Annotated in this window: 22 protein-coding genes; 5 read left to right on the top strand and 17 right to left on the bottom strand. The window is 65.8% G+C overall.

What is annotated here, in order from left to right:
* Positions 1-74: 74 nt before the first annotated feature.
* Positions 75-545, bottom strand: a complete 471-nt coding sequence (locus ON00_RS09875; protein WP_010405437.1) for a peptidylprolyl isomerase — start codon at positions 543-545, stop codon at positions 75-77.
* A gap of 159 nt (positions 546-704) precedes the next feature.
* On the opposite strand from ON00_RS09875, the gene mgtE reads away from it, so the two are divergent.
* Entirely contained in the window at positions 705-2,105 is a 1,401-nt protein-coding gene (mgtE, locus tag ON00_RS09880) for a magnesium transporter (RefSeq protein WP_010405439.1), read from the top strand.
* Positions 2,106-2,129: 24 nt separating this feature from the next.
* The gene (locus ON00_RS09885) at positions 2,130-2,549 is read left to right on the top strand and encodes a DUF1489 family protein (RefSeq protein ID WP_010405440.1); all 420 of its coding nucleotides are present in this window, start codon (positions 2,130-2,132) and stop codon (positions 2,547-2,549) included.
* 20 nt (positions 2,550-2,569) lie between these two features.
* Here ON00_RS09885 and ON00_RS09890 read toward each other — a convergent pair whose 3' ends face one another.
* From ON00_RS09890 to ON00_RS09915, 6 genes are all read right to left on the bottom strand, one after another.
* Complete coding sequence (locus ON00_RS09890; protein ID WP_010405442.1) at positions 2,570-3,247, bottom strand: GIN domain-containing protein; 678 nt, start codon at positions 3,245-3,247, stop codon at positions 2,570-2,572.
* 43 nt (positions 3,248-3,290) lie between these two features.
* Positions 3,291-4,034, bottom strand: a complete 744-nt coding sequence (locus ON00_RS09895) for a head GIN domain-containing protein (protein ID WP_029622619.1) — start codon at positions 4,032-4,034, stop codon at positions 3,291-3,293.
* A gap of 123 nt (positions 4,035-4,157) precedes the next feature.
* On the bottom strand, positions 4,158-4,691 hold the full coding sequence (locus tag ON00_RS09900) for a CarD family transcriptional regulator (protein ID WP_010161421.1): 534 nt from the start codon (positions 4,689-4,691) through the stop codon (positions 4,158-4,160).
* A 241-nt stretch (positions 4,692-4,932) separates the two neighbouring features.
* Positions 4,933-5,274 (bottom strand): ferredoxin FdxA, encoded by a 342-nt coding sequence (fdxA, locus tag ON00_RS09905; RefSeq protein ID WP_010405447.1) that lies wholly within the window; start codon positions 5,272-5,274, stop codon positions 4,933-4,935.
* A gap of 33 nt (positions 5,275-5,307) precedes the next feature.
* A complete protein-coding gene (locus ON00_RS09910; protein ID WP_405130712.1) occupies positions 5,308-5,613 on the bottom strand; it encodes an RNA-binding S4 domain-containing protein in 306 nt (101 codons plus the stop codon).
* A 22-nt stretch (positions 5,614-5,635) separates the two neighbouring features.
* Positions 5,636-8,170, bottom strand: a complete 2,535-nt coding sequence (locus tag ON00_RS09915; protein ID WP_010405451.1) for a helicase-related protein — start codon at positions 8,168-8,170, stop codon at positions 5,636-5,638.
* 269 nt (positions 8,171-8,439) lie between these two features.
* Here ON00_RS09915 and ON00_RS09920 point away from each other — a divergent pair, with 269 nt between their 5' ends.
* Complete coding sequence (locus tag ON00_RS09920; RefSeq protein ID WP_010405453.1) at positions 8,440-9,906, top strand: M23 family metallopeptidase; 1,467 nt, start codon at positions 8,440-8,442, stop codon at positions 9,904-9,906.
* A 31-nt stretch (positions 9,907-9,937) separates the two neighbouring features.
* On the opposite strand, the gene ON00_RS09925 is transcribed toward ON00_RS09920, so the two are convergent.
* Positions 9,938-11,587 carry an ATP-binding protein gene (locus tag ON00_RS09925; protein WP_010405455.1) on the bottom strand — a complete coding sequence of 550 codons (1,650 nt, stop codon included), beginning with the start codon at positions 11,585-11,587 and terminating at the stop codon, positions 9,938-9,940.
* A gap of 170 nt (positions 11,588-11,757) precedes the next feature.
* Here ON00_RS09925 and ON00_RS09930 point away from each other — a divergent pair, with 170 nt between their 5' ends.
* Complete coding sequence (locus ON00_RS09930; protein ID WP_010405457.1) at positions 11,758-13,017, top strand: cyclic di-GMP phosphodiesterase; 1,260 nt, start codon at positions 11,758-11,760, stop codon at positions 13,015-13,017.
* 43 nt (positions 13,018-13,060) lie between these two features.
* Here ON00_RS09930 and ON00_RS09935 read toward each other — a convergent pair whose 3' ends face one another.
* The 9 genes from ON00_RS09935 to ON00_RS09975 all read right to left on the bottom strand — a co-directional run bounded on the left by ON00_RS09935 (position 13,061) and on the right by ON00_RS09975 (position 23,856).
* A complete protein-coding gene (locus tag ON00_RS09935; protein ID WP_405131453.1) occupies positions 13,061-13,783 on the bottom strand; it encodes a TIGR02186 family protein in 723 nt (240 codons plus the stop codon).
* Between the two features lie 38 nt (positions 13,784-13,821).
* Complete coding sequence (locus ON00_RS09940; RefSeq protein WP_010405461.1) at positions 13,822-14,736, bottom strand: sulfite exporter TauE/SafE family protein; 915 nt, start codon at positions 14,734-14,736, stop codon at positions 13,822-13,824.
* A gap of 48 nt (positions 14,737-14,784) precedes the next feature.
* On the bottom strand, positions 14,785-15,780 hold the full coding sequence (locus ON00_RS09945; protein ID WP_029622626.1) for a hypothetical protein: 996 nt from the start codon (positions 15,778-15,780) through the stop codon (positions 14,785-14,787).
* A gap of 20 nt (positions 15,781-15,800) precedes the next feature.
* Positions 15,801-16,532 carry a glycosyltransferase family 2 protein gene (locus tag ON00_RS09950; RefSeq protein ID WP_245535555.1) on the bottom strand — a complete coding sequence of 244 codons (732 nt, stop codon included), beginning with the start codon at positions 16,530-16,532 and terminating at the stop codon, positions 15,801-15,803.
* Between the two features lie 300 nt (positions 16,533-16,832).
* On the bottom strand, positions 16,833-19,796 hold the full coding sequence (locus ON00_RS19840) for a TonB family protein (RefSeq protein WP_010405466.1): 2,964 nt from the start codon (positions 19,794-19,796) through the stop codon (positions 16,833-16,835).
* Positions 19,793-20,551, bottom strand: coding sequence for a PP2C family serine/threonine-protein phosphatase (locus ON00_RS09960; RefSeq protein WP_040601621.1), 759 nt, complete (start codon positions 20,549-20,551; stop codon positions 19,793-19,795). The genes ON00_RS19840 and ON00_RS09960 overlap by 4 nt, the downstream gene beginning before the upstream one ends.
* Before the next feature lie 2 nt (positions 20,552-20,553).
* Positions 20,554-21,231, bottom strand: coding sequence for a vWA domain-containing protein (locus ON00_RS09965; protein ID WP_050810911.1), 678 nt, complete (start codon positions 21,229-21,231; stop codon positions 20,554-20,556).
* Positions 21,232-21,915: 684 nt separating this feature from the next.
* Positions 21,916-23,508, bottom strand: coding sequence for a recombinase family protein (locus tag ON00_RS09970; protein ID WP_010405469.1), 1,593 nt, complete (start codon positions 23,506-23,508; stop codon positions 21,916-21,918).
* 132 nt (positions 23,509-23,640) lie between these two features.
* Positions 23,641-23,856: a helix-turn-helix transcriptional regulator gene (locus ON00_RS09975; protein WP_010405470.1), complete on the bottom strand. Its 216-nt coding sequence runs from the start codon at positions 23,854-23,856 to the stop codon at positions 23,641-23,643.
* A 711-nt stretch (positions 23,857-24,567) separates the two neighbouring features.
* On the opposite strand from ON00_RS09975, the gene ON00_RS09985 reads away from it, so the two are divergent.
* A complete protein-coding gene (locus ON00_RS09985; RefSeq protein ID WP_010405472.1) occupies positions 24,568-26,337 on the top strand; it encodes a ParB/RepB/Spo0J family partition protein in 1,770 nt (589 codons plus the stop codon).
* Positions 26,338-26,480 lie beyond the last annotated feature (143 nt).

Consider the following 26,480-nt stretch of genomic DNA (forward strand, 5'->3'; position numbering starts at 1 on the left):
CCCCAGACACTGCCCCTCTCCCGGCCTCGCTGCGCTCAGCCACCCTCTCCCCGCAAGCGGGGAGAGGGAGATCGTTACTCGGCGCGCGCCTTCACGATCTTGCCGGGCTCGCGCGGCGGCTCGCCCTTGGGGAGCGCGTCGACATGCTCCATGCCCGAGGTCACTTCGCCCCACACGGTATATTGGCCGTCGAGGAAACGCGCATCGTCGAAGCAGATGAAGAACTGGCTGTTGGCCGAGTTCGGGCTCTGCGCGCGGGCCATCGACGCGACCCCGCGCACATGCGGCTCCTTCGAGAATTCGGCGGCGAGATTGGGCTTGTCCGAGCCGTGCATACCGGTGCCGGTGGGATCACCGCCCTGCGCCATGAAGCCGGGGATGACGCGGTGGAACACGACGCCGTCGTAGAAACCATCATTGGCCAGTTCGGCAATCCGCGCGACATGGTTGGGCGCGAGATCGCCACGCAACTTGATCACAACATCGCCGCCTTCGCCATTTCCGGTGTCGAGCGTCAGGGTAAGGGTTTCGGGAAGTTCGGCCATGGTGGCTCTCCTGCTATTATCCGTAATGGTCCGCCGTAGCGATGCCGGGCACGGCTGGCAAATCCGCAACCGCCCAGCCAGCGCGCGGGGCCGCCTTCGCTTGGCTTTGCGACGGGGCGACGCTACACCGCGATCGTCGCGTGGCTGAGGAGGTCTGACATGAGCGAGACCGATCTGCCCGAAACCGACGTCGATAGCGCGCAACTCGACGAGGACGATCGGCTCAAGCCCGAATTCGTCCGCTCGGTGCTCGATGCGGTCGAGGATGGCGATGCCGAGGCCGCGCGCGCGCTGGTCGAGCCGCTTCACCCCGCCGACATCGCCGATCTGTTCGAGCTGACCCCGCACGAACTGCGCGCCGCGCTCGCCACCGCGCTCGAAAACCTGCTCGACGGCGAGGTGTTCGCCGAGATGAACGATTATGTCCGCGAGGATTTGATCGACGCGCTCTCGGCCACCCAAGTCGCCGACATCGCCTCCGAGCTCGATACCGACGACGCGGTCGCGATCATCGAGGACATGGAGCCCGCCGACCAGCGCGAAGTGCTCCGCGCGCTCGACCCCGATGATCGCGCCGCGATCGAGGAGGCGCTGCGCTATCCAGAGGAATCGGCCGGCCGCTTGATGCAGCGCGAGCTGATCGCGGTGCCCGAACATTGGTCGGTCGGCGACGTGATGGACTATCTGCGCGGGCATGAGGAGCTGACCACCGATTTCTGGGAAATCTTCGTAGTCGACCCGGCGCATAAGCCCGTTGGCACGGTCGCTTTGTCGTGGATCCTGCGCACGCCGCACGGCATCGCCATCAGCGACGTGATGCAGCGCGAACAGACGCTGATCCCGGTCGACATGGACCAGGAAGAAGTGGCGCTCCGCTTCCAGAAATACGCGCTGATCTCGGCTGCGGTGGTCGATCCCGCCGGGCGGCTGGTCGGCATGATCACCGTCGACGACGTGGTCCACATCATTTCCGAAGAAGCGGGCGAGGACATTCTGCGCCTGTCGGGTGCTGGCGACGGCGACATTAACGAACCGATCCATTTGACCGTGCGCACGCGCATCACCTGGCTCGTGGTCAACCTCGGCACGGCGATGCTGGCGGCGTCTGTCGTCGGGCTGTTCCAGGGCGAGATCGGGCGTTTCGCCTTGCTCGCGGTGCTGATGCCGATCGTGTCGGGTATGGGCAGCAATGCCGGGACGCAGACGCTGGCGGTGATGGTGCGCGCGATCGCCACCAACCAGCTGACCAGTTCCAACACCGGGCGCATGATCTACCGCGAATTCCGCATCGCCGCCGCCAATGGCGCAATGCTGGGGGCGCTGATCGGGATCGGCACCTTGCTGATCTTCGGCAACGTCAATCTGGCGATCGTAATCGCGATGGCGATGGTGATCAACAATCTGATCGCGGGGCTGTCGGGCGTACTGATCCCGGTGACGCTCGACCGGCTCGACGTCGATCCCGCCGTGTCGTCGGCGGTGTTCGTGACGATGATGACCGATGTGATGGGCTTTTTCTCCTTCCTCGGGCTGGCGACGCTGTTCGGGCTTGGCGGTTAGCCCATACGGCCCCATTTGGCGCAGATGCCGCTGCATTTAACCAAGGTCGCGTTTGGCGCGACCAGCCTCGACCATCTCGCCGAACGTCTGCGCCAGCGCGGGGCCGAAGGGCCGGTGTTCCTCACCACGCGTTACCTGCCCAAACGGCATGAGGAAATCGCCGGGCCGGGCGCGGGTGCTGCCGGATCGCTGTTCTGGATCATCAAGCACACGCTGGTGGCGCGATCTCCGATCCTGGGCTTTGGCGAGGCCGAGGGCGGGCGTGTCGCGATCCATATCGACCCCGAATTGGTGCTGACCGAAGGCCGCCCCAAACGCGCACATCAGGGCTGGCGCTACCTTGAGGCGACCGACGCCCCCGCCGACCTTGGCGCAGGCGTGGTGGCGGGCGATACGATTCCGGCGGCGCTGCTGGGGAAATTGTCGGCCTTGGGGTTGCTATAGCGGCCTGCGGGTGCGGTCCGCTATTGCGCCACCGCCGCTCCACCACAGCCAATCGCGCCACCCGCCGCCTTGGTCTTGCACTTGGGGCTGCCCAGCACCGTTACCGTGCCCAGCCCCGTGGTCATCACATCGGCGAAATAGCGCGCGCTGGCCGTGATCGGACCGGCCCCGCCATTGCGGATGACGATCTGGTCGGCGTGCAGCGCGGTCGCATCGATCGTGCCTTCGCCACTGGAGATGATCCGCACTTGCGCGCCGCGCCCACCCAGCGTCAGCGTGCCCGCGCCGATCAGCGTCACGGTAACCTGTTCGGCTTCGATCGCGGGTGCCACGATCGCGCCACCACCCGTCAATTGTACGTCGACGCGTTGCGCGCGTAGCGGGCCGGTGATGTCGAGCTTGCCGCCCCCGATCACGGTCGCGCCGCGCAGATCGGTCGTGCGCAGATAGACGACCGAGCCGCCACCCGCGCTCCGTGGCCCGGCGCGCACGATCAGCGTACCCGCCTCGACATGGACATCGACCGCGTCAGGCGCACCCGTGATCCGCGCGCCCGGCCCGGCGCGCGTGGCCAAATGCACCTCGACCGGGCCGTCCACACGGACCCGATCGAATTGGGTGACAAAGGCCGTGCGGTCCTGCGCCTCAAGCGGGGCGGCGACGGCAAGCAGCGGCACGACAAGCGACAGACGATTCATCGCCGCCGAGCATCCCCGCCCGGGCCGCCCCATGCAAGCGCGATCAGCCGCCGCAATGCACCTCGCCCGAGCCAATCTTGGTCGTGCTGCATTTGGCACTGCGGCCAAGATCGACATCGCCCGATCCGACCACCGAGACCGACGCGCTGCCGATCACCTCGGCGCGGACATTGCCCGATCCGGCAACCGACACGCTGGCGCTGCGCGCTTTCAGCCCGCCAGCCGCGACATTGCCCGATCCCGCGACATCGACGGTCAAGCGATCGACCGCGCCCTTTGCGGCGATGTCGCCCGATCCGGCGACCGACAGCTTGGCGCGCGGCACCGTCAGTTGCGCGATGCTGAGATTGCCCGACCCTGCGCTGTCGCCAGCAAAATCGCCCCCCGCGACGCGGTCGATCGCCAGATTGCCCGATCCCGCGATTTGCGCGGCGACGATGCGCGGCATCGTCACGAACACTTTGACGCCCTGATGATGGCCGCCCCAACTGAAGCCGCTATTGCGCTTGCGCCCCACCCGGAGCGTGTCCCCGACGCGCTCGATCTTGAGCTTGTCGAGTTCGGCGCTCGGGCCCTCGGCGCGGACCGAGAAACCAGGGCCGACGCGCACATCGACATCATCCGATCCCCGCAGCGCGACCCCCGTGAAATCAGCAACCGCGAAGGTCCGTGCGGTACCGGTGCCCGTAGCGGGTACGCCGGTGCCACCATCGTCTCCATCAACCGAGCAGGCCGCCAATGGGGCAGCGGTCAACAGCAAAGCCGGGAGCAAGAGCATAGCGCGCATAAGGGTCTCCTGTGTGTTGTCATAACAATACACCCCTGGATCGGCTGCGCAACAAAAAAGGGCGGCTGTCGCCAGCCGCCCTTTTTCGAGTTTCAATCGCCACTCCGGACAGGCCGGGGCGGATCAGGCCGGGGCCTTGTCCTTATTGTGGATCGCGGCGGCCTTGCGCAGGATTTCGAGGATCTTTTCCTGTGCGGTCGGCTCGTCGACCTGCTCCATCGCGGCGAGTTCGCGGGCGAGACGGCTGGTCGCACCTTCGAAGATCTGCCGCTCCGAATAGCTTTGCTCGGGCTGGTCGTCGGCGCGGAACAGATCGCGGACCACTTCGGCGATCGACACCAAGTCGCCCGAATTGATCTTGGCTTCATATTCCTGGGCGCGACGCGACCACATCGTGCGCTTGACGCGGGGTTTGCCGGTCAAGGTTTCGAGGGCTTCGCGCAGCGTCTTGTCGCTGGACAGCTTGCGCATGCCCACGCTTTCGGCCTTGTTGGTGGGAACGCGCAACGTCATACGTTCTTTTTCGAAGCGCAGCACATAGAGCTCGAGTTGCATCCCGGCGATTTCCTGCCGTTGCAGTTCGATCACACGGCCAACGCCGTGCTTGGGGTAAACGACATAATCGCCGACGTCGAAGGACAGCGCCTTGGCAGCCATTCCGTAAGACCTTTCTGTGGACCGGGGTTCCCGGGGCAGCGCGTCCGCAGCAGCAAGGCTGACGGGGCGCATGCGGGTGTTGGTTGTGTACGTCTCCGTGGTCGGAAGTACGCTCGCTGGCGCTTCCGTGCGGACCTTTTAACAGAGTCGTAATAAAATTACCAGCCAAACGTCGCGCAATGCGCGGCGTTAACGCGCAAAGGCGTTCCCGGATCGGGATTTCAAGCCACAGAAGCGCAGATCAGTCGCCTGCGCCGGGCTCGGCCGAGAAGTATTTGTCATATTTGCCGGCCTCGCCCTTATGCGCATCGGCATCGGCGGGGGTCTGGTCGGCCTTGCGCGTGACGTTGGGCCATTGCGCGGAGAAGGTCGCGTTCAGCTCCAGCCAGGTTTCGACATCCTTTTCGGTGTCGGGCAGGATCGCCTCGGCCGGGCATTCGGGCTCGCACACGCCGCAATCGATGCATTCGCTGGGGTTGATGACGAGCATGTTCTCGCCTTCGTAGAAGCAATCGACCGGGCACACCTCGACGCAATCCATGTACTTGCACTTGATGCAGGCATCGGTGACGACGTAGGTCATTGAAACACTCCCGGAGCAACGAACCGGTTGCTGCTATGCCCGAGCGCTTCCGCCGTCAACGCCTGCGCGCATCGAAGGCGCATTTTCGATCAAGTCGACATAACAGGTGCGGGCTTCCTCCGCCGGGCCCCGCCGCATCGGCAACGCAGCGACACGCAGCGCGCGGACTCGTCCGCCAGGGGTAACAAAGGCGATGACGCAGCCGACGCGCACCAGCGCGGCAGGCTTGTCGATCGCGCGGCCGTCGAGCCGAACATGCCCGCTTGCGGCCATCGCTTGAGCGATCCCACGCGTCTTGGCGATCCGCGCGAACCACAAAAAGCGGTCGATCCGCATCATGCCCTGCGTCGCCGCCAAGCCGTTACACCGCCAGATCCGCCAAAGCCGCGAACGCCCCGGCCAGTGCGGTGTCGCGCGGCGGCGGCGCGGCACGCACCGTCGGGAGCCCGCGCCAGGTCCACAAGGCCGCTGTATCCGTTCCCCCAGGGGCCGGGCGGAACCCGAACCCCGCCATCAGCCGTTCCAGCGTCGGCCGCGTCACCCCCATCGACAAAGCGAGCGCCGGATCGAGCGCGAACGGCTTGCGACCCGATGCCCCCCGCGCCTCATGCGCGGCGCGCGCAATCCGCTCGACCAGATCGATCCGCACCGCCTGCGCCGCGACCGGGCGATAGCCGTGATCGAGCGTCGCGCCCGGCGCGCTACGCTCCAGCACCGTCGCCCCGTCGCGCGGGCCCGCCTCGACGCCCGCGCCGATGCGCGCCGCGCGCAACACGCGCCGCCAGCGCGCCGGGCCGGGCTTGAGCAAGCGCGCGTCGAACACGTCGAGTGCGCCGATCGTCACCCCAGCCCCGCGAAACGCCTTGCGCGCGACGCCGTCCAGCCCCTCGAGCGACACCGCGATATCGGGGCGCGCCACCATCCCGCCACCCGCGACCAGCGCCGCTGCAACCGCGCGAGAGGCGGGGCTGGCGGCAGGATCGCGCTGCACCGAATCGAGCAGCGCCAGCCCCGGCAGCGCGCGCCGCAATTGCCCCGACAGCCAATCCCCCAGCCGCGTCGCAATGCGCGCGCGCAGTTCGACCGTCAGACATTCCAGCGCGCGATCCAGCACCACGCGCGGACGCATCAACGAAGCACCTGGGCCAAGCGTCGCCACCGGCAAAGCCCGCCACAACAGCATCGGCACCGCGCCTTCGTCCATCACCACCGTCAGATCGGCATCGGCGGCCTCGGCCAGCGCCAGCCCCCGCCGCGCGCGTTCGTCGCCCAGGCGGCGCTCGGCGGCGGCAAGCAGCAGGCGCTTATCGGCGGCGCGCGCATCGGCGGCGACGGTGAAGCGAAAGCCGTCGAGCCGCCCGATCGCATGATCCTCGACCAGCACCTCGCCCTCGGGGCCGATCGTCACCGGTAGCGCGCGCGGATCGGCACCGATCTGGCGCATCAGCAAAGTCGTGCGCTTGTCGACAAAACGCTGCGTCAGGCTGGTGTGGAGCGCATCGGACAGCCGCTCCTCGACCGCGCTCGCCCGCGCCGACCAATGCGCCGGGTCAGCCAGCCAATCGGCGCGGTTGGCGATATAGGACCAGCTCCGCGCCGCCGCGATTCGCCCCGCCAGCGTCTCAACATCGCCCGCGACATTGTCGAGCCGGGCGATTTCGGCGGCGAACCATTCGTGCGGGACATGACCCTTGCCTTCGCTGAGATAGCCCCACAACCGCGCGACGAAGCGGGTATGCGGATCGACCCCCAATTTGCGGAAATCGGGCACGCCACACGCCGCCCATAACCGCGCGACCATCGCCGGATGCCGCGCGCGCGCGCGCACGCCCGGTTCCTCGGCCATGCGCTTGAGCACCGCGAGATCGACCGATTGCGGTGCCGCCCACAAGGCCGGATGCTGCGGGCGCTGTTCGAGACTCTCGATCAGCGCATCGACGCTCGAATAATCGGGCGCGCCCTGCCGCCAATACAGCTGTTCGAGCGGGGGGAAGCGATGCTCCTCTATCGCCAGCACTTCTTCCGGCGTGAATGCCCCCGGCCCTTCTTCGACCAGCGCGCCAAAGGTCCCATCGCGCTGATGCCGCCCGGCGCGCCCGGCGATCTGCGCCATTTCGGCAATGCGCAGGCGACGCTGGCGATGGCCGTCGAATTTGTTGAGGCTGGCAAAGGCGACATGCGCCACATCCATGTTGAGCCCCATGCCAATCGCGTCGGTCGCGACCAGATAATCGACCTCGCCCGCCTGGAACATCGCCACCTGCGCATTGCGCGTGCGCGGAGACAAAGCGCCCATCACCACCGCCGCGCCGCCACGCAGCCGCCGCAGCATCTCCGCCACGGCATAGACCTCCTCGGCGCTGAACGCGACGATCGCCGAGCGTTTGGGCAAGCGGCTGATCTTCTTGGCCCCGGCATAGGTCAGCGTCGAAAAGCGCGGGCGGTTGATGATCTCGATCTTGGGGACCAACGCCTTGAGCATCGGCCGCAAGGCTTCGGAGCCGAGCAGCATCGTCTCCTCGCGCCCGCGAGCCCGCAAAATGCGGTCGGTGAAGACGTGTCCGCGCTCCGGGTCCGCGCCCAATTGCGCCTCGTCGAGCGCGACAAAGGCGAGATCCTTGTCGAGCGGCATCGATTCGGCGGTGCACAGGAACCAGCGTGCATCTTTGGGCACGATCTTTTCTTCGCCGGTGATCAGCGCGACGCGAGTCTCGCCCTTCAGCTTGACGACGCGGTCATAGACCTCACGCGCCAGCAGCCGCAGCGGAAAGCCGATCATGCCGCTCGAATGGCCGCACATCCGCTCGACCGCGAGATGGGTCTTGCCGGTGTTGGTCGGGCCCAACACTGCCGTAACGGGCACCGCCGCGGCGGCGCGGTCTTCGTTTCGTTGCATGACCCCTGCAACATCGCGTGCCAGGAAGCGGTGCGCAACCGCTAGCTGCGAGAAATATGTGCCTTTGCGGAGATTTCCTTAACCATATTGAATTACGCGCTTTTCCCTAGGTTCCATCCCTTCGCCGCATAGACCAAACGCTTCGCCGCGCGCCGCCCGTTTCGGCGGCGCGGTTAATTTGACTTTAGGCTTTGCGCGGCACAGTCCTACGCTTGATGCTGCGGGGCGGATACTGGCGGCAATTGGAATTTTCGGGGGCATCCTCAGCCTTGTTCTTGCGAAGCGATCATGGCCTGGAGCAGGCGGGCGGTACGGCGACGATGGCGTTCGGCCGCGCGATCGTGCCCCAGCCCGAACTGGGCTTGGTCGATCGGCTGCGCGCTGCTGCGCTGCAAATCGATTGGGTGCCCGATCTCGGATCGCGGATCGGCTCGCTCGAATGGTGGCGTGGCGCGGCGACCTGCGCCGCCTTATGTGCAACCGCGATCGCGATCGCGCCGCCGATCGGTCGACCCTTGCTCGGCACCATGCCCAGCCCGCTCTCCGGCACCGATCGTGACGAAGCGCGCGCACAAGCGATCGCACCGATTGCCTGGGGTGGTGACAGCGGGCGGCATATGGCGGCGAACGACCTTGTCGTCCCGCTCGCCGAAGCGCCCGAACGCCCGATCGAGGATCGAACCGTCACCGTCGGGCGCGGCGGCGGCTTTGGCGACATGCTGCAGCGCGCAGGTCTGTCCGAACGCGATGCGCAGGATGCGACCGCGCTGATCTCGTCCGCCGTGCCGCTCGGCGATCTGAAACCCGGCACGCAAATTCCGATGACGCTGGGGCGGCGCCCCAACAAGACCGTCGCCCGTCCGCTGGAGGCGCTGTCGGTACGCGCGCGCTTCGATCTGGAACTGACGTTGAAGCGCGTCGGCAGCGGCCTGACGCTCACCCGCCAGGCGATCGCGATCGACAATACCCCGCTGCGCATTCAGGGCCCGGTCGGCGGCAGCCTGTATCGCTCGGCGCGCGCGGCCGGCGTGCCGGTCAAGCTCGTCGAAACCTATATCAAGGCGATCGCCACCAAATTCGCGATCGGGCGGGTGTCCTCGGGCGACACTTATGATTTGGTGATCGAGCGTCAGCGCGCCGCGACCGGCGAGCAGCAGCTCGGCAATCTGCTCTTCGCCGGGCTCGATCATGGCGACAAGAAGACGCAATTGGTCAAATGGACCGACGGCACCTGGTATGAGGCCTCGGGCCAGGCCGAGCGGCAGGGCATGTTCACCATGCCGGTGTCGATGGCGCGGGTAACGTCCAGCTTCGGGATGCGCTTCCACCCGCTGCTCGGCTTCACGCGGATGCACAAGGGCATCGATATCGGCACGCCGTGGGGCACGCCGATCCACGCCCCCGCCGACGGCACCATCGTCTATGCCGGGCGCAGCGGCGGATACGGCAATTTCATCAAGATGGCGCATGGCGGCAATATCGTGACGTGCTACGGCCATCTCAGCCGGTTCGCGACGCGCTCGGGCCAGCATGTCGCGCGCGGCCAGGTGATTGGCTATAGCGGCTCGAGCGGTCTGTCGACCGGGCCGCATCTCCATTGGGAAGTCATCCGCAATGGCGTCGCGGTCAACCCGCGCGGCTTCTCCTTCTCCAGCATCGCCACGCTGTCGGGCGAGCAATTGCGCCAGTTCAAGGCGAAGGTGGCGAGCCTGCTCGCGGTACGCCCGGGGGCGTAACGCCCCTTTTCACCGAAGACGGGCGGCCGCCTTACCGCCCCTGTGCACGCCAGCGTTTGAGCGTGCGCGTGATCATCTCGCCCTCGCCGCCGGTTTCGCGCCATAGCCGTGAGAAGACGGGGTCGTCCGACGCCGGGCGCTTGTCGTCGGCCAGCGTATCGAAGGCGACGCGGATCGGGATCGCCACGCCCTCGCCACAGACGATCGCCTCGCGGTTGCGCAAGGCGGGAATCGAATCGAGGAAGCCGCGCGCACCCTCGGGCATCGCCGCACGGACAAACGCCTGGTCGCGATCGTTGTTGAGCCGCATCGCGATGATCGTGCCGCATTGCGACAGCACGCCCTCGGCCAGGTCCGACGGCCGCTGCGTGATCAGCCCCAGCGCCACACCATATTTGCGGCCTTCCTTGGCGATGCGGCTGAGGATGCGCCCGACGCTCGAAAAATCGGCATGCTGCCCGCTTGGGATGTAGCGATGCGCCTCTTCGCAGACGAGCAGGATCGGCCGCTGCGCCTCGCCGCGCGACCAGATCGCAAAGTCGAACACCATCCGCGCCAGCACCGCCACCACCACCGAGGTGATCTCGCTCGGCACGCCCGACACGTCGATGATCGAAATCGGCTTGCCGTCGCCGGGCAAGCGGAAGATCCGCTCGAGGAACGCGCCCATCGTATCGGCGACCAGCATGCCCGAAAACATGAAGCCATAGCGCGGATCGACCTTGATCTCGTCGATCTTGGTCTTCAGCCGTAAATAGGGCGCGGTGTCGCCGGCCCGATCGAGCTTGCCCATTTCGAGCTGGATCAGGTTGGACAGGTCGCTCAGCAGATACGGCACCGGCGCATCGACCGTCAGTTTGCTGATCTCCTGCCCCAGCCGCCCCTTGGCGCGCGCGGCGAGCAGGCATTTGGCGAGGATGTCGGCGTCGATCTGCCGCTCCGCACCCGATGCGGTGACGAACACCTCGCAATGTTCGGCGAAATTCATCAGCCAATAGGGCATTTGCAGATTGGACACGTCGTAGATCGCGCCATTGCCCTTGAAGGCGGCGGCATATTCGCCGTGCGGATCGACCATCACGATATGCCCCTGCGGTGCCAGCTCGCAGATGCGGTGAAGGATCAGCGCGGCCGCGGTCGACTTGCCGGTGCCGGTCGAGCCCAGCAGCGCGAAATGCTTGCCCAGCAGCGCATCGACATACAGCGCCGCGCGAATGTCGGGCGTCGGATAGACCGTGCCGATCTCGATATTCGCGCGCTCGTCGGCGGCATAGACTTGCGTCAGATCGGCGGTCGACACCGGATAGACCGGATAGCCCGGCGTCGGATAGCGCGTGACGCCGCGGCGGAAGTTATACAGCTTTCCGGTCAGCTTTTCCTCATCGCCCTCGCCCAGGAAATCGACCTGCGCGGCGATGCGGTCCTCATGCCCGTCGACCAGTTTCAACGAACGGATATTGGCGATCAGCCATGACCCGCTGACGCGCACCTTGATCTGGCTGCCGACCGATCCGGCGGCGGCGATGACGGGATCGCCATGCCCCATCGTCGTTTCGAGCGCGACGGGGTCGAGCATCACCATGCTGCTCGACCCGGCAATATCGAACACCATGCCAATGCACGGCACCGCTGCGAACGGCACGGTTTGAACAAAGGCGTTTCCGCCCGGCATCTCGGTCATTCGCGGCAGCCCCTGCTTGCGTCGGGGAATTCATGCAAGGCAACCGGTAAAGATTGGATGAGGACAGGCGGCAGCGCCCGACGGGCCATCGGCATTTGTGCTGGCGTGGCGTCTGCGGGGGAACGCAATTTTAACCGATTCGCCCGCACCAAGTATGCCGACGGAGAGTAATGCTCAGACGAATAACGCCCGATCAGATTAAAATCGGCATGTTCATTCATGCCTTCGATGAGTCGTGGCTGGAAAATCCCTTCTGGCTCACACGCTTCCTCGTCAAAAACGCCAACGACCTCGAACGTATCCGCAAAAGCGCCGTTCCATCGGTCGTGATCGACGAGCGACGCGGCCTGCCCTTGAAAGCCGCGAGTTCCGGGCGGGCCACCGCAACCGTTCCGACGCGTCCCGACCTGGGATCGCCGCCAAGGTCGCCGTTGGCACAACAGCAGGCCAACAGTTTCGCCGAAGAGACGGAGCGCGCGACCGAAATGGTCCGGGCCGCGACCGACGAAATAAAAGCTCTTTTCGACGCAGTCCACGGCGGAGATATTGTAAATATTTCCGCATTTTCAGCGACGGTTGTCGACATAATATCGTCGATTGAACGCAATCCTCGCGCGCTGATCGCCTTTACGCGCCTCAAGTCACGCGATGTATATACCTACGTACACTCTCTCTCGGTTAGCGCACTCCTGGCCAGTTTCGGGCGCAGTCTGGGCATGACCGAGCAAGAGGTTTTTGAGCTCGGGCTCGCCGGTCTTCTCCACGATATCGGGAAGATCTTCATCCCCGACGCCGTTCTTCGGAAACCCGAATCCCTGACCGACGAAGAGTTTGCCGTGGTGCGCACTCACCCCGAACGCGGCCATCTTCTGCTCTGCCAGGACCCGACGACGCCAGCAGTGGTATTGGACGTCTGCCGCCATCATCACGAGCGTGTCGATGGCACGGGCTATCCGTTCCGGTTGAAGGGGGAGGCGATCAGTCGCGTGGCGCGGATGGCCGCTATCTGCGACGTTTACGACGCCCTGACATCCAACCGAGTCTACAAAAGCGCTTGGACGTCGCAGCAGGCCATCACCAAAATGCACCGTTGGGTCGGCCATTTCGATCCAGAGCTTCTGCTTTCCTTTATGAAAGTGATTGGGGTTTATCCGGCGGGATTGCTCATACGGCTGCCGTCCGATCGCCTCGCGGTTACCCTGCTGAACGGTCGCCGTGCATCGCGCGCCAAGGTGCGGGTGTTTTATTGTGCCCGGACACGAACGCCCTTGCCGCTCCAGGATGTCTTCATCGAGGACAACCTTTCCCACGATGAAATTCTGAAGGAACAAGACCCGCTCGATTGGGGCATAGCGAACTGGGCAGTGGTTGCGGAGCAGCTGATGGACGGGAAAGTCCCGCGCCTGCCCTCCAAACCCTTGTTTTCGTAACGTCCTCAAGCAAAGAGGACGAGAGAGAGGTGGCAACCCGCCCTCAGAACCGTCGCGCGATCACCCCCGCGCCCCAGCCGAACAGCACCGACAGGGCCACGGCAACCAGCCCGTACGCCACCGAATGCCGGTCCGCCGAACGCGCGACGAAGCGTTCGAAGCCCGATTTGCGGATGTCGATCTCGCGCGTTGCCACCGCCAAGACGCGGCCATCGCGGATCAGGAAGGTTTCCGCCGTGAAGCGCCCCACGGGCACCCGTGCAGGAATCGTGACGCGCGCACGATACAGCACGCCTTGGGTGATCTCGACCGCCTGCGGGGCTTCGACATACAGGCCCGTGCGCGCCTTCAATTCGACCAGCCCGCGCGCGAAGCGGTCCTGCTCCTGCGTCGGCGCACTTGAGGCGGGCGACAATTGCAGGCTCGACAAGCCCAGTTCGTAAATGGCTCTGGTGCGCGCATCGAGCATTCGCGCGATCGGCTTGGACGAAGCGATCGCATAGAAACTGGGGGCGGAGCGGTAGCGCAAGCGACTGGCATTGACCCAGATCAGCCCGCCCAGTTTCTGCTTTTCGCGCACCAGGATCGATTGCACCGGCCCCTTCACCACCACCACAATGTCGGTCGGTTTGTCGTCATCGGGCAAGCGCCCGCCGGGATAAAGGATCGCGCCGAACAGCAGCAAGTTCGCGCCGGTGAAGCTGTACTGGATCTCGATGTCGCGCTGCGACACGTCGGGCACCAGCACCGGCTTGGACTGCGCCATCAACAGCGGTGCCAGCAGAACCGCGATCCAGCCGCGCCTCACGACAATTCGACCGAATAGAGTTCGTCGGGCCGCCAGCCGAGCCCCAGCGCAATCCGCCCCGCAACCAGCAGCACGATCACCGCCAGAGCGAGCCGCAGATATTCGGGCTTCACCTTGGCGGCAAAGCGCGCACCGATCTGCGCCCCCGCGACCGAGCCGAGCAGCAGCAGCGCCGCGAGTACGATATCGACCGCCTTGGTCGTCGTCGCGTGCACCATCGTCGCCATCGCGGTGACGAACAGCGTCTGGAACAGCGACGTGCCGACCACCACCTGCGTCGTCATGCCGAGCAAATACAGCATCGCCGGCACCAGGATGAACCCGCCGCCGACGCCGAGCAGGATCGTCAGGATGCCGACGCCGAAACCGAGCAACAGCGGGGCCAGCGGCGAGATATACAGCCCCGAGCGATAGAAGCGCGTCCGCAGCGGCAGCGAGGCGACCAGCGGATGATGCCGCCGCTTGCGCGCCGTGGGCGCGAGCCCCAGCCGCGCCGCGCGAATCGCGCCCAGCGCTTCCTTCGCCATCATGCTGCCGATCGAGCCGAGCAATACAACATAGACGATCGCGATCACGGTATCGATCTGTCCGCTCGCCTGCAGCAAGCGAAACACCCAGCCGCCGAATACCGACCCGACCAGCCCGCCTGCGACCAGCACCCCGCCCATCTTGAAATCGACGCCCTTGCGCCGGACATGCGCGAACACGCCCGAGACGCTCGCCCCGGTCACCTGGCTTGCAGCGGAGGCGGCGGCGACGGTTGGCGGAATGCCATAGACGATCAGCAACGGCGTGGTCAGGAAGCCGCCGCCGACACCGAACATGCCCGACAACAGCCCGACGCCGCCGCCCAGCAACACGATGACGAGCGCGTTGACCGAAAGATTGGCGATGGGCAGGTAGATGTCCATTGCCCGACAGCGTTAGCCGCTCGCGCTTCCCGCGCAAAGCACGCCGCTTCAGAAATCGCTGCCAAGCGTAACCGCCAGCCCCGATCCCGGGCGCGCGGCCCCGGCGACGCGTTGCCGCCAGTCGAGCCCCAGCCGAACCGAACGCTCGCCAATCGGAATCACAAAGGCGAGCGAAGGGCCGAGATCGAGCCGTGCCGCGCCACGCTGCGCCGCGCCCCACAGCCCTGCGCCGAAATCGAGGCGGACGCGGCCAATGTCGGCCAGCGGATGCGCGACGCGGAGGGCACCGTCGACATAAGCCTCGGTCGCGGTGCGGCGAATCACCCCGGCCTGGCCATAGCCTTCGAGCCGAAACCCGAGCGGCAGCGGCGTTGGATCAAGTCCGCCGACCACCGCCAATGCCGGTCCGCTACGGCCGCCCGCAATCGCGAAGCGCTGTTCGGCGACCAGTCGCAGCGGCAGGCGAGTCGGCTGCCATTCGACGCCAAGCGCCGCCTCGCGCAGGCCCGGCCCCAGCGGCGAGGACACCCGCCCCGCCACAGCCACGCGACGGTTGCGATCGATCGCATAAGCCAGCCGCACCCCCGCCTGCGATCCGCCGAGTTGCCCGCCAAGCCCGCCCGGCGCGAGCCCGGCACCGCCACGCGCGAGCAGCCAGGCGCTTCCGGACCAGCGCGAGCGCGCGTGCGGTGCCGGGGGTTCGCGCGGCGGATGGGGCAAGCCTGGCACCAACGGGGCGGCCTGCGTCACCGGTTGCGGGTCGCCATAGCGGACCAGACCAAGCAGCGCGAGCGCGACTCGAGTCGGATCGGGCGTGCGGAGTGGCACCCTGCCATGCGGCCTGGCCACGGCGGCACGGTGCCAGCGCCGCACACTGTCCCCCGCCGCTGGTCTGACGACAGCGACGGACGATTTCTCCGTGATCGCCGCGACCGGCACCGGCACGACCGCGCGAAACACGTCCGCCGCAGAATGGATATGCGGCCACAGCAATGCCACCCGCACCCCGACCCAGACCAGCAGGAACCCAGCGAGGAACCGCAAAGGGCGGCCCCGCCCGGCTTTCACTGATCGACCTGCGCCAGATCCGGAAAGGTGTGCTGGGTCTTGTCCCAGCGCAGCGCCGTCCCGCGCAGCGACGCGACATAGGCGACCATCGCGCGCCGCGCGGCGAGCAAGGCGATGAGATTGCCGACAAAGGCGCGCGGCAGCGACCACGCCGCCTCGCGCCAGCCATAGGCCGCACCGGTAAACGCCGCCCGCGAGGCAAGACGCCACAGCAGCAAGACCGCGTTGACATGCAGCAGCCCCACCATCGGATCGGACAGCGGCAGCCCCCCGCCATCCAGCAGCGCATGGCCCAGCTGCGACGCACCCCAGGCCACCAACGCCACATAAGCGATCGCCAGCACCAGCACCGAAATCGGCGCGCGGCGGTCGCGCATGCGCATCCAATGTTCGTGCAGATCGAGCGGGCGCGCCCACCCCATCCGGTCCCACCCCGCCAGCGCGATGCCCGTCATCCAGCGCGATTTCTGCCGGACGGCGGTTTGCAGCGTCGCGGGGAAATAGGCGCGCACTGCGACCAACGGCCCGCCCGGTCGCTCCCGCACGCGCGCGAACGCACCGCGACCGCCTAACCCGGCGATGTGCAGGCCGAGCTCATAATCTTCGGTCAAGCTGTCGGCATCGAACGGCACGCCGCCGCGCGCCGCCGCAATCCGCTCGAGCATGCCGCGCTCGATCGCGCACGCGACGCCCGCCAGCGGCAACCCTGCGCCCAGCGCCTGACGCACCACGAGATTCTTCCCGTGCGCCTCCGCTTGTTGCGCGCTATCAGCGCATGAACGCTGCCACTACGACCGCTTTAACCAGGCCCGCGTTAGCGCAGAGTGACTGCCGCAGATTATGCAGCTACATTGATCGCGCTCACTCCGGCTCAGGCGGCTGGTTCGGGCGCTTCCATGCCACAGGTAGTCTAGGTCTTCGCCGATCCGCAGGTGCATGCTGTACTTGCAGCGATGGTCGGCGGTCGCCTCCGCATCATAAAGGGGGGCGACCATGGCTTGCGCCAGTCCGACCTTCGCCACCGAAGCTCAGTTCGAAGGGATGTTCCAAACGACCGACTGCGTCGCCGTAGCTCCGACCGGGTTTCCGGAAGCGTCCTGCCCGGGAGAGTAGCGGGCGCGTCTGATGAGCAGCCGGCAAGTCATCGCGTCCAGATCGACGAAGCCGCTCGACAGGGAAACACGACAGTCGTCCACGCGACCGTCGGGGGAGATATGCAACTGCACAACGACGCGCCCGGCCTCGCCAGAACTGAGGGCGGAAGGCGGGTAGTCGTCTGCCGTCACGAGGCTGGATGCGTCGCCCTTCAGTCTGGGCGGAAGAAACACTCTCGGCACCTGCTCCGCATCCGGAGAGTCAACCGCCGGCGCGGTCGGCACCGGGGACGGCAGTACTGACACCGCCCCACTCGAGAGTTCGGCGATTCTGCTGCGGTAGGCCTCGGCGAGGCAGTTTGCCGGATCGGGCTGACCTTCGCACACGTCGCGCCGACCCAGCCAGGTGCGCTGGGCTTCAAGGATCTGCGCTTTCCCGTCGGTGGACGCCGAGCCTCGAGCTGCGCGGTAGGCCTCTGTCAGCTGGGCATCGAGCGCCTTCAAAGACGCGTCCCCGCAAAGCGTGCGATCGATCCAAGGCCCGGTTCCGCAGGTCTTGCCGGTCCCGGCTTTGGTCGGGATCGGGGTCAGCAGCGCTTCAAAGACGTAGCCAAGCGATCCGTCGCCTCGCACATAGACGAGCCACGATCCGCCGTTCGGTGCCTTCGAGCGCCCGATGACCCTCACCTCGGTGCCAGCATTCAGCTTGTCGACGATCGCGGCGTCAGACCCGGCAGCGCCGCGCACGTTGACGACTGTGGTGCCGGTACGGGAGGTCACGCGGTAGATTCGCGGTGTTTCAAACTTCTCCGTCTCGCGCTGGGACACGACTGGCGCGGCCGATGGCGGGGCTGGTGCGATCAACATCTTCGGAAGGTTGGCCATCACGATCATCGCGCCCAGAAGGACGAAGATACCGATCGCCGAGGCAAGAGGACTTGCGCGCATAACCCTCTCGCCGAGGGAAGCGTTTACGAAGGCGTCGTCCACCTGAGCCTGGACGTTCTCACGATGCACGCGGACGAGGGCCTGATCGACCGACTTCCAGCGCGCCTGGACGGTTAGGCTGGCAACGTGGAGATCGTGGGCACCCCGCGCTAGCATGGTGCGAAGTTGATCGCCGCGCTGTGCCGCGTCGCGGTTGATCCTGTCCTTCTCACGGGCGTCCGCGGCGTTGGGGCGGGGTTCGAAGACAAATCTCGCCTCCACCATGTTGCGCCAGGCTATCAGCGCCGCCGCCTTCGCCGGACCGAACCCGTCAATCGCCATTACTCGGCTGTAACTGATCTGCAATGCGCTCTCGATGCCCCACGATGCCAAGGCGGCCGTCCGCCCGGGACCGATGCCCTTGATCTTCGCGGCACCGATGCGATGGTTCTCGAGGTGCGTGCGGAGTTGGAAGTCGCGACGGTTCGCCTCGTAGGAGGTGAGGCGCTTCTGCAGCTCGCTTGGCAGCTGCTCAAGCTCCTGCTTCGCCTCTCCCAGCTTTTTACGATTGGCGCGGAGCTCGGGTCCACCGCACCGGCGCTCCCAGTCCGCCAGCGCGGCGTTCCACCGCGCCTTGGCCAGCGCTGACCCCTTCCTGATCGGGCCCCCGGCGCTCGCCGGCCCCAGCAGGCGATAGACGTTGTAGCCCCCCAGCCCCAGCCAGACGAACCAGGCACCCGGTGCCGCGGCGAGGCCAGCGATTCCGATCACGACTAGGACGGCATTCCAGATCCGTTGCCCCCTCGACTTGCTTGCGGCAGCTAGCGCAGCCTGCGAGGGCGAAAGATCCATGGGCGGCAGGACAGGGTTGGGGGCGTCGACGGACGGCAACCTGACGGCCTCAATAGCAGCCCAGGCCGCTTGCAGGCTGAAGCCCCCTGCGGGGCTCGCGTTCTTGGTCGTTCCTAGCGGTAGCGGCGACATGAAGAGCGCAAGGCCAGGCACCGCCTTCTCCATGCGGCACCAAGGACAGTCGGACTCGCCTGGAGGATAATAGTGCAGCTCGTTCGCCGAACAGCGGCGAAGTTGATTCTCCAGCTCTTCGAGGAGGGCAACCCATTGTGCGGCCGTCGGGCGTCCGGCCGCGGGATCGAACGCGGCCTCGAAGGCTCCGGCGATCTGCGGCGGGAAGTCCTTGAGACGCACCGTTCCAGGCGGCGGCCTCATCCCCACCGACCGCCGCCTCGAGTAAGCAAAGCGATGCTCCGCGATTGCCCGTTCCATCGGCATCTCGCCATGCGCGTAGGTCCCGACGAACGGGTGCCGCCCCATACACAGGAGCTGGAAGACGATGACGGCGAGACCGAAAGCATCATGGTTCTGCGTGCGTCGTAGACCGGCGAGGCTGCGGCCCTGCAACTCCGGCGGCGTGTATTCCGGCACCCCTACCGTGCAGAGAAATTCGCGCGCGCCCTCGGTCACCTGAAAGCTATCGGCGTCTATCAGAGCGACCATCGCCTGGTCAGAGACCAGGATACCAGAATGGTTGATGTCGCCGATAACACAGCGGCGCGCGTGCACGTCGGCCAAGGCGGAGGCCACGTTCCGGGCTGTGTGGACGAGGAAGCGATAGTCCGCTGTGGGGAAGTTCGCCTTGCGATCGCCTGGCGCATAGAGATGGTGAATGGGCTGGTGTCCGTGCACGAGCCGCATCAGGAAGCCCGCGAACCTGCCCTTCGAATCGGTGACGACCGCGCTGGGATAGGAAACCAGCTTTGAGGCACCGGCGAGGCCCGCCCGCACCATCGCCTCGACCTTCGCGGCGCGGTCTCCGGTATCGCCTATAGTGTACACCTTCAGCGCCTGGTCCGCCCGCCCCTCGACGGCATACACTTCGCCCTCGCCGCCCTTCCCGATCCGCTTGCCCAGTCGAATTGGCCTGCCTTCGAGAAGGAGGGTGGGCACGGTCATCGGCGAAACGCGAGAATGAGCGTCTTGTCGTCGTCCGTCCGATCGCAAACGGCGGGCGCGTCGAGATACGCCCCGAGCTTCACCGAAAGATCGCGATCCAGGCCGGGCGCGCTTACCTCCTCCAGCGGCGCAATCATCCCGCGAAAAAAGGGCTGGTGCGCATCAAGGTCGGCATAGTCGAGAGCGAGGCGTTCGATGCCGTCCGTGAAGACCGCCACTGCGTCGATCGGCAGTTCGCTCCGAATAACGCGCATGCGGGGGGCTGGATCGTCCGTCACGAAGAAGGTCGTTGACGCGTATTCGCCCTGCGCAGGCCAGCTCAGGGCGCTCCATCTTCCACTGTCGACGTCCCGCGCGACGGCGGAACCGTCGCCTACGTGCGCGACCAGCGTCTCGTCACCCGTCGTGACGATCAGCACCATGGTCGCCGCGAAGTCGCGCGGCATCAGCCCGCGGGTGCTCGCCGCGGCACCGATCCGATCTCTCCCCTCGTCGATCCAAAGCCAGAGTTCGTCCGCCCCGGGAAGGCCCCGAGCCGTGCCGAGGTGTCGGCGGAGCGAGGTCCCCATCGTCCGGCAGATCAAGGACGCGCCTTCACCGCCGTGGCTCGCGCTTCCGGCTCCGTCGGACACGATGGTTACCAAGGTTGTACCACCCTCCGCGAGGAAGCTCGAATAGGCGTCCTGCTTCCTTGTCCCGGCCTTGGCGTGCGAGACTCCGCGGCGGGACGCTCCCACCCAGCGCCATCCCGACATGGTCAGCCTGCAACCGCCCAGCCGTCCGGCAAGGTCGGATTGGTGAGCGCCACCGGCTCTCCGGGGTTCGACTTCGAGACCGAGCTCAAAGACGCCGACAACCAGGCGAACAGCTCGCGGAACGCCAGGCCCTTCAACTTCAAGGAAGCTCGAGTCGCGATCGTTTGAAGCACGCCCATGTCGGCGTCCTCGACGCCGACGGCGTAGAACATAAACTCCTTGCCGTTCTCGCCCCGCTGCACGGCCTCGGTCGCGGCCGCCACTGAATCCGTTGGCGCGCCGTCCGTGATGAGGAAAATCCACGGCCTGTAGTAGGCGACGCCGTTGCTCCGGTACTCGCCCTTACGCGCCCGGAGCAAGTCGATGCCCCTCTCGATCGCCTCCCCCATCGGCGTCATCTCTTGGGGAACGAGTTCGGGCGGATAGAAGCTGGTCACTGTCGTGAAGTCCGAGATCACCTGAACTGGACCAAAGGTGATCACAGCGACCTCAACCCGCTTGGCGGCAAGGCTGTCCGAAAGCAGCTCCTCCTTGAATGACGCGAGACCCACATTGAGCTCGCGGATCCTCGAACCGGCCATGGACATTGACGTGTCTAAAAGCAGCAGACAGGGGCACCGCGGCTCAGGGTTCTCTGCAAACTCAGCTGCCCCGAACGGCGTTTGACCAAAATCATTCACTTCGTGACCCCCAGCCCATTGGACGCCCGGCGTCCGTTTTAGTCGACTACGATCTTCTCTCTGCGGTTCCATCCTCAATGGACAGAACCGAAACGCCGAGGCCCCACCACGATAGAAGACGCCAAGTCCGGACCCACGCAAATTTCATCGAATCACGGATCGGGCAATCGAGACTGCTGTTTTCTGCATACGATTACTAGTCCACCACCTTGAAAAAAACTCCGCCGTTACGCTCGATTTACCGAGCTGGAGGGGGCAACATGGCGCTTCGCTTTGGAAGTTTAACTCCCGCGCCACCTGGCGTGCCGCTGGACTTCAACAAATCGGGCGTAAGCAGAAGAGTCGGCAGAGGCGGCAATACAATCAATTTTGGCAAGCCCCGCTGCCTCTGTCGCGCCAGCCGCCCCGACCTCTACCTCGTAGGTGACCGGCACCGTGCGAGCGCGATCGGGGGGTCGGTAGCGCTGCTTAGACCACTGCCAGATGGTCACCTGCGTTCGCGTGGCCTCTTATCTAGCTTCGCGAATCTATGGCGACCACATGAACCGAACGAGACTTTTGCGGCGGTTTGGGATCGTGTGCGCGACCGATCACTGGAAGTCGCAATCAGACGGCATGCGGCACGCCGTAGAAGCTGGGGCAACAAGACGTAATGGTCTCGGCGAGCCATAAGGAACGCCTTGCCTATCCTGCCAAGCTCGCGCCGTCTTCTCGGCCTTGCATTGCGATTGCAAGCACTTGATCGACTTGGCGAACAACCTGGATTTGCACCCCCCGCTTTTCCGCAGGCGAGACGATGATCTTGGCGATCATGCCCCGCGCCTGCGGAACCGCTTCCAGAGCGGCCTGTGGTTCCGCTAGCGCAGCTTCCAAAGATTCGACTTGGCGGCGATATTCCTCCTCCAGCCGCGGGTGGAAGGTCAGCACCGTTGGAATAGCGTCGATACTGGCAAGCTCTCGGGTCAGCCGTTCCTTGTCCGCCTTTGCCGTGGCCAGCATGCCGCGGATCTCGGAGAATTCGCTACCGCCATCCGCGAAGGCGTCGAGCATACGCTTCACCTTGCGCTCTGCCTCGCCGAGCTGGCGCTCGATGCGGGTGCGATCACGGATAAGGTCGGCGGACTGTCGCGCGAAGTCGCGATGGTACTCGCGGACATAAGCGGCCACCACGTCCGGAGCGAGCATATTGGCCTTCAGATCGGCGAGCACGCGGCGCTCATATTGGCGCGTCGCGATGCTGCGGTTGTTGGTGCAGGCATTTCCGAGGCGGTGGCGGCTACATCCCCAGTTGAGGGTGCTGACTTTGATCCACGGTCCGCCGCAGACGCCGCATTCGCCCAAGCCCGACAGCAAGTGCTTCGGCCGACGCTGCCGATCGACCGGAACACCCTTGTTCGCTTCGATGCGATCATGGACGCGCTGCCAGAGCGTTTCGTCAATAATCTGCAGATGCGGCACATCCTGCTCGACGATCGCGGTCTGGTCCGGATTGGGGCGCATCAGCTTGCGCCGCGTTACCGGGTTCATCGCCGACTTGGATCGGCCGTAAACCAGCTTGCCCAAATAGACGCGGTTCCGAAGGATGCCGAAACCGGTCTTGTTGTGACCCAGGATCGTGCTTGTCTGCCAGATCGCGCCACCACGCGGTGGTCGCACACCCTCGGCATTGAGCGCGGTAGCGATGGCACGCGGGCTGATACCAGCGGCATAGTCACGGAAGATCCTGCGCACCACCTCTGCGCGCTCCGCATCGATTTCGCGCAGTCCGGCGACGAGCTGCCCGCGCTCGTCGAGCCGGTTGGCGATGCGATAGCCATAGGCCACGCCGCTCGACGCCCGCCCTCGTTGGATGTTGGCGATATGGCCGCGCCTGCTGCGGGCGGCGAGATCGGTGCGAAACTGAGCGTCAGTAAAGCCCTTGATCAGGCCGATGATCGGCGTGACCGCACCGTCGAACAGCGTGAACAGCCGAGCGCCCGCGAATTCCAGACGCTCGCGGATCATGTGCGCATCGGCGACGTGCCGCGAAACCCGGTCGGTGGATTCGGCAAGCACTTGGTCGATGCCGCCAGCCTCCACCAGGCGGAGCATGGAACTGAGACCCGGCCGCTGATCGTCGCCGATGCCGGCCGCGCCCGAGGTCGCGACATCTTGGAAGACCGCGATCACCGACCAGCCTTCGCGGTCGGCCCGCTCGCGACACAGAGCGATCTGATCCTCGGCGGAGCGCGGGTTCTGGTTATCGCTGCTGAAGCGAGCGTAGATGACGGTCCGCATCGCTCAAGTCCTTCGGGGTCCGCGCATCTTTAATGTCCTTCGCGACTGCGGCGCGTGCAAGAGCTTCCGCCAACGCAATCAGGTCTGGCGGCGGCGTCCGCGCGTCTCCGCTGGGTATCTCAATAGCAGATTTCATCCCGCGACGCGATCTTTGACGTCGTAGAACATCGGATTGGCGAGCCAGTCCTCAATCGAGGATTCCCGCCAAGCAGCGCAACGCGTGCTAATCTTGATGTTCTTGGGAAAGGTGCCCTCCGCCATTTTCCGGTACAGGGTGGAGCGACTAAGGCTGGTGCGCTGGAGCACGACGGTGATCCGGAGCAAGCGATCGGGTGCGTCGGTTTGCATGGGTATTACCTTGCAGTTGGTACGGGAGACGGGAGTGTGATCCTGCGCCTCCCGCGCCGACAGAGCCTGTCCGGGGCCACTGCTTGCCGCTTCGGACCACACGACACCCCGCGCTGAAAACCTGGACGTGTCAGGGCGTCTCACGCCTGCGGCGCGACCGCGCTCTACGCCGCTCCGCGCCGCCGAGTCGCACGACGGCGTCTCGGTCCGGTCGGATGACGATCGGCTGACGCCAGCGGCCTGAAGCCGCCTGGAAACGGAACGCGGGGGACAAAGGGGCGCACACTGGCGCTCCTGCGCAGACGCCAGAGGTCGCAGGGCTCTTGTGCCGCGTGGCGCGCTCGAATCCGACCGGAGGACGCGGCGGCGGCTGGCCCCCAAGCCCGCGCGCACGCCGCCGCGACGGCCGGCCGGATTCGAGAGCGCGATTTTGGTGCAGCGCCGGTGGCGCTGGGCAGCGCTGCGCGCGTGTTGGCTGCGGACGCGCCGCCGCGCGGCGCGGCGTTAAGCCTCCGGCGTCGATCTGGCGGGGGAGCGTCGCTGTCCCTTAGGCCCGTCGCGGCAGGCCGCAACTCAGGCTGCGCCTGAGTGCTCCATTACATTCCGCCCCGTTCGGGTGCAGCCTGCCTCTGCCGACGGGCCTGCCGGTCCGCTCCTGCCGCTCCCCCGCCATTCCGGCGCCGGGTGCGGTGTTTTGAAGGAGTGAGAACCATGGAACTCAAGCATATCGACATCGCCCATCTGTCCGTTTCGTCCGCCAACATGCGGGTGAAGGGCAATCCCGTGGATTTGGCCAGCATCCTGCCATCGGTGCGCGCACGCGGCGTGCTGGTGCCGCTGATCGTGCGGGCCAAACCCAGTACTGAACCCGGGGAAGACGGCAGTCCCGACACCTATGAGATCGTAGCGGGCAAGCGGCGCTATCATGCAGCCCTCGTGGTCGCGCAGGAAAGCGGTGAAGCCGAGCCGCTGCCATGCGCGGTGATGGCGGCGGGCGATGATGCCGACGCGCTCGAAGCCTCGCTGATCGAGAATATCGCGCGGGTCGATCCCGATGAGGTGACGCGCTGGGAGAGCTTTACCCGGCTGGTGCGCGAAGGCCGAACCCCGGAGGAGATCGCGCTGACCTTCGGGCTGACCGAAGTGCAGGTGAAGCGGACGCTGGCGCTTGGCAATTTGCTGCCCCGCATTCGGGGGCTCTACCGCAAAGGGGAGATCGATGCCGCGACCATCCGACACCTGACCCTTGTCTCAAAGGCACGGCAGCAGGAGTGGCTGGCGCTGTTCGACGATCCAGCGGCCTATTGCCCGACCGGCCATCACGTGAAGGCATGGGCATTTGGAGGCGCGTCGATCCCGGTACGGGCAGCGCTGTTCGACCTCGACCGCTACACCGGGGACATCGTGTCCGACCTGTTCGGCGAGGATCGCTATTTCGCCGACCCGCAGGCGTTCTGGGCTTCGCAAGAAGCAGCGATAGCCGAACGCGTCGAGGCCTACGTCCAGTCAGGCTGGTCCGATGTCGTCGTTCTGCCGACCGGCGAGCCCTTCCACGCATGGGAACATGAGCGCACGCCCAAGCGCAAGGGCGGCAAGGTGTTCGTGGCGGTTGGACCACGCGGCGATGTCGCGTTCCACGAAGGTTATCTGACCACCAAGGAAGCGCGCAAGCTGGCACGCAGCGAAACTCCCATGGCGCAGCCTGTGCGCCCCGAGATCGGCGCGGCGATCCAGAACTATATCGATCTTCACCGGCACGCCGCCGTTCGGTCGGCGGTGGCGGCAAATCCGTCGGTGGCGCTGCGTCTGATGGTGGCGCATGCCATTGCCGGATCGTCACTATGGCGTGTGTCGGTCGAGCCGCAGCGTTCGGCGAACGATGCCATTGCCGAGAGCGTCGAGAATTGCGCCTCAGAAACCGCGTTCGATGCACGACGGCGCGCCGTACTGGCGTTGCTTGGCTTCGATCCCGACATGCCCACTGTTACGGGCGGCTGTGACGGTGATCACGGCCTTGCGGGCCTGTTCGCCCGGTTACTGGAACTGACCGATAGTGCGGTGCGCGATGTGCTCGCCATCGTCATGGCCGAGACGCTGGAGGCGGGTAGTGCGCTGATCGAACTGCTCGGTGTCCATCTTGGTGTTGAGATGCGCGGCGTTTGGGAAGCTGACGATGCGTTACTCGACCTGATCCGCGACCGCGAAGTGGCGGGCTGCATCCTGAGCGATGTCGCGGGTGCGGGCGTTGCCACCGCCAATGCGGGGGCGACGGGCAAGGTCAAGCGGCAGATCATCCGGGATTGCCTGACCGGCGCAAACGGTCGCGCCAAGGCCGAAGGCTGGGTGCCGCGCTGGATGGCGTTTCCGCCTGCTGCCTATACGCTGCGCGGCGGGGTGCAGACGACCAGTCGCAGCACTGCGTTGGGCGGCCTCGTTGAAGCCGTCACGCCCCACATCACCCCGCTCGCGCATGCTGCATGAGCCGATGACCCGCGGTGCCTATCGGTGCCGCCGGCCATCTTCCGGCTTGAGAAACGGTGGCATCGTACCGGTTGGCGATGACTCAGGTGCGACGCCCAACAGCGGAAAGTTATAGATCGAATCCGGGGTCCCGAAGGACATCT

It is taken from the genome of Sphingomonas echinoides ATCC 14820, from assembly GCF_000241465.1.
Classification (GTDB): domain Bacteria; phylum Pseudomonadota; class Alphaproteobacteria; order Sphingomonadales; family Sphingomonadaceae; genus Sphingomonas; species Sphingomonas echinoides.

What these genes read in the sequence shown, in the direction of transcription:
- ON00_RS09875 (WP_010405437.1), bottom strand. Translation starts at nt 545, where the DNA reads ATGGCCGAACTTCCCGAAACCCTTACCCTGACGCTCGACACCGGAAAT.
- mgtE (WP_010405439.1), top strand. Translation starts at nt 705, where the DNA reads ATGAGCGAGACCGATCTGCCCGAAACCGACGTCGATAGCGCGCAACTC.
- ON00_RS09885 (WP_010405440.1), top strand. Translation starts at nt 2,130, where the DNA reads ATGCCGCTGCATTTAACCAAGGTCGCGTTTGGCGCGACCAGCCTCGAC.
- ON00_RS09890 (WP_010405442.1), bottom strand. Translation starts at nt 3,247, where the DNA reads ATGAATCGTCTGTCGCTTGTCGTGCCGCTGCTTGCCGTCGCCGCCCCG.
- ON00_RS09895 (WP_029622619.1), bottom strand. Translation starts at nt 4,034, where the DNA reads ATGCGCGCTATGCTCTTGCTCCCGGCTTTGCTGTTGACCGCTGCCCCA.
- ON00_RS09900 (WP_010161421.1), bottom strand. Translation starts at nt 4,691, where the DNA reads ATGGCTGCCAAGGCGCTGTCCTTCGACGTCGGCGATTATGTCGTTTAC.
- fdxA (WP_010405447.1), bottom strand. Translation starts at nt 5,274, where the DNA reads ATGACCTACGTCGTCACCGATGCCTGCATCAAGTGCAAGTACATGGAT.
- ON00_RS09910 (WP_405130712.1), bottom strand. Translation starts at nt 5,613, where the DNA reads ATGATGCGGATCGACCGCTTTTTGTGGTTCGCGCGGATCGCCAAGACG.
- ON00_RS09915 (WP_010405451.1), bottom strand. Translation starts at nt 8,170, where the DNA reads ATGCAACGAAACGAAGACCGCGCCGCCGCGGCGGTGCCCGTTACGGCA.
- ON00_RS09925 (WP_010405455.1), bottom strand. Translation starts at nt 11,587, where the DNA reads ATGACCGAGATGCCGGGCGGAAACGCCTTTGTTCAAACCGTGCCGTTC.
- ON00_RS09930 (WP_010405457.1), top strand. Translation starts at nt 11,758, where the DNA reads ATGCTCAGACGAATAACGCCCGATCAGATTAAAATCGGCATGTTCATT.
- ON00_RS09935 (WP_405131453.1), bottom strand. Translation starts at nt 13,783, where the DNA reads ATGGCGCAGTCCAAGCCGGTGCTGGTGCCCGACGTGTCGCAGCGCGAC.
- ON00_RS09940 (WP_010405461.1), bottom strand. Translation starts at nt 14,736, where the DNA reads ATGGACATCTACCTGCCCATCGCCAATCTTTCGGTCAACGCGCTCGTC.
- ON00_RS19840 (WP_010405466.1), bottom strand. Translation starts at nt 19,796, where the DNA reads ATGACCGTGCCCACCCTCCTTCTCGAAGGCAGGCCAATTCGACTGGGC.
- ON00_RS09960 (WP_040601621.1), bottom strand. Translation starts at nt 20,551, where the DNA reads ATGTCGGGATGGCGCTGGGTGGGAGCGTCCCGCCGCGGAGTCTCGCAC.
- ON00_RS09970 (WP_010405469.1), bottom strand. Translation starts at nt 23,508, where the DNA reads ATGCGGACCGTCATCTACGCTCGCTTCAGCAGCGATAACCAGAACCCG.
- ON00_RS09975 (WP_010405470.1), bottom strand. Translation starts at nt 23,856, where the DNA reads ATGCAAACCGACGCACCCGATCGCTTGCTCCGGATCACCGTCGTGCTC.
- ON00_RS09985 (WP_010405472.1), top strand. Translation starts at nt 24,568, where the DNA reads ATGGAACTCAAGCATATCGACATCGCCCATCTGTCCGTTTCGTCCGCC.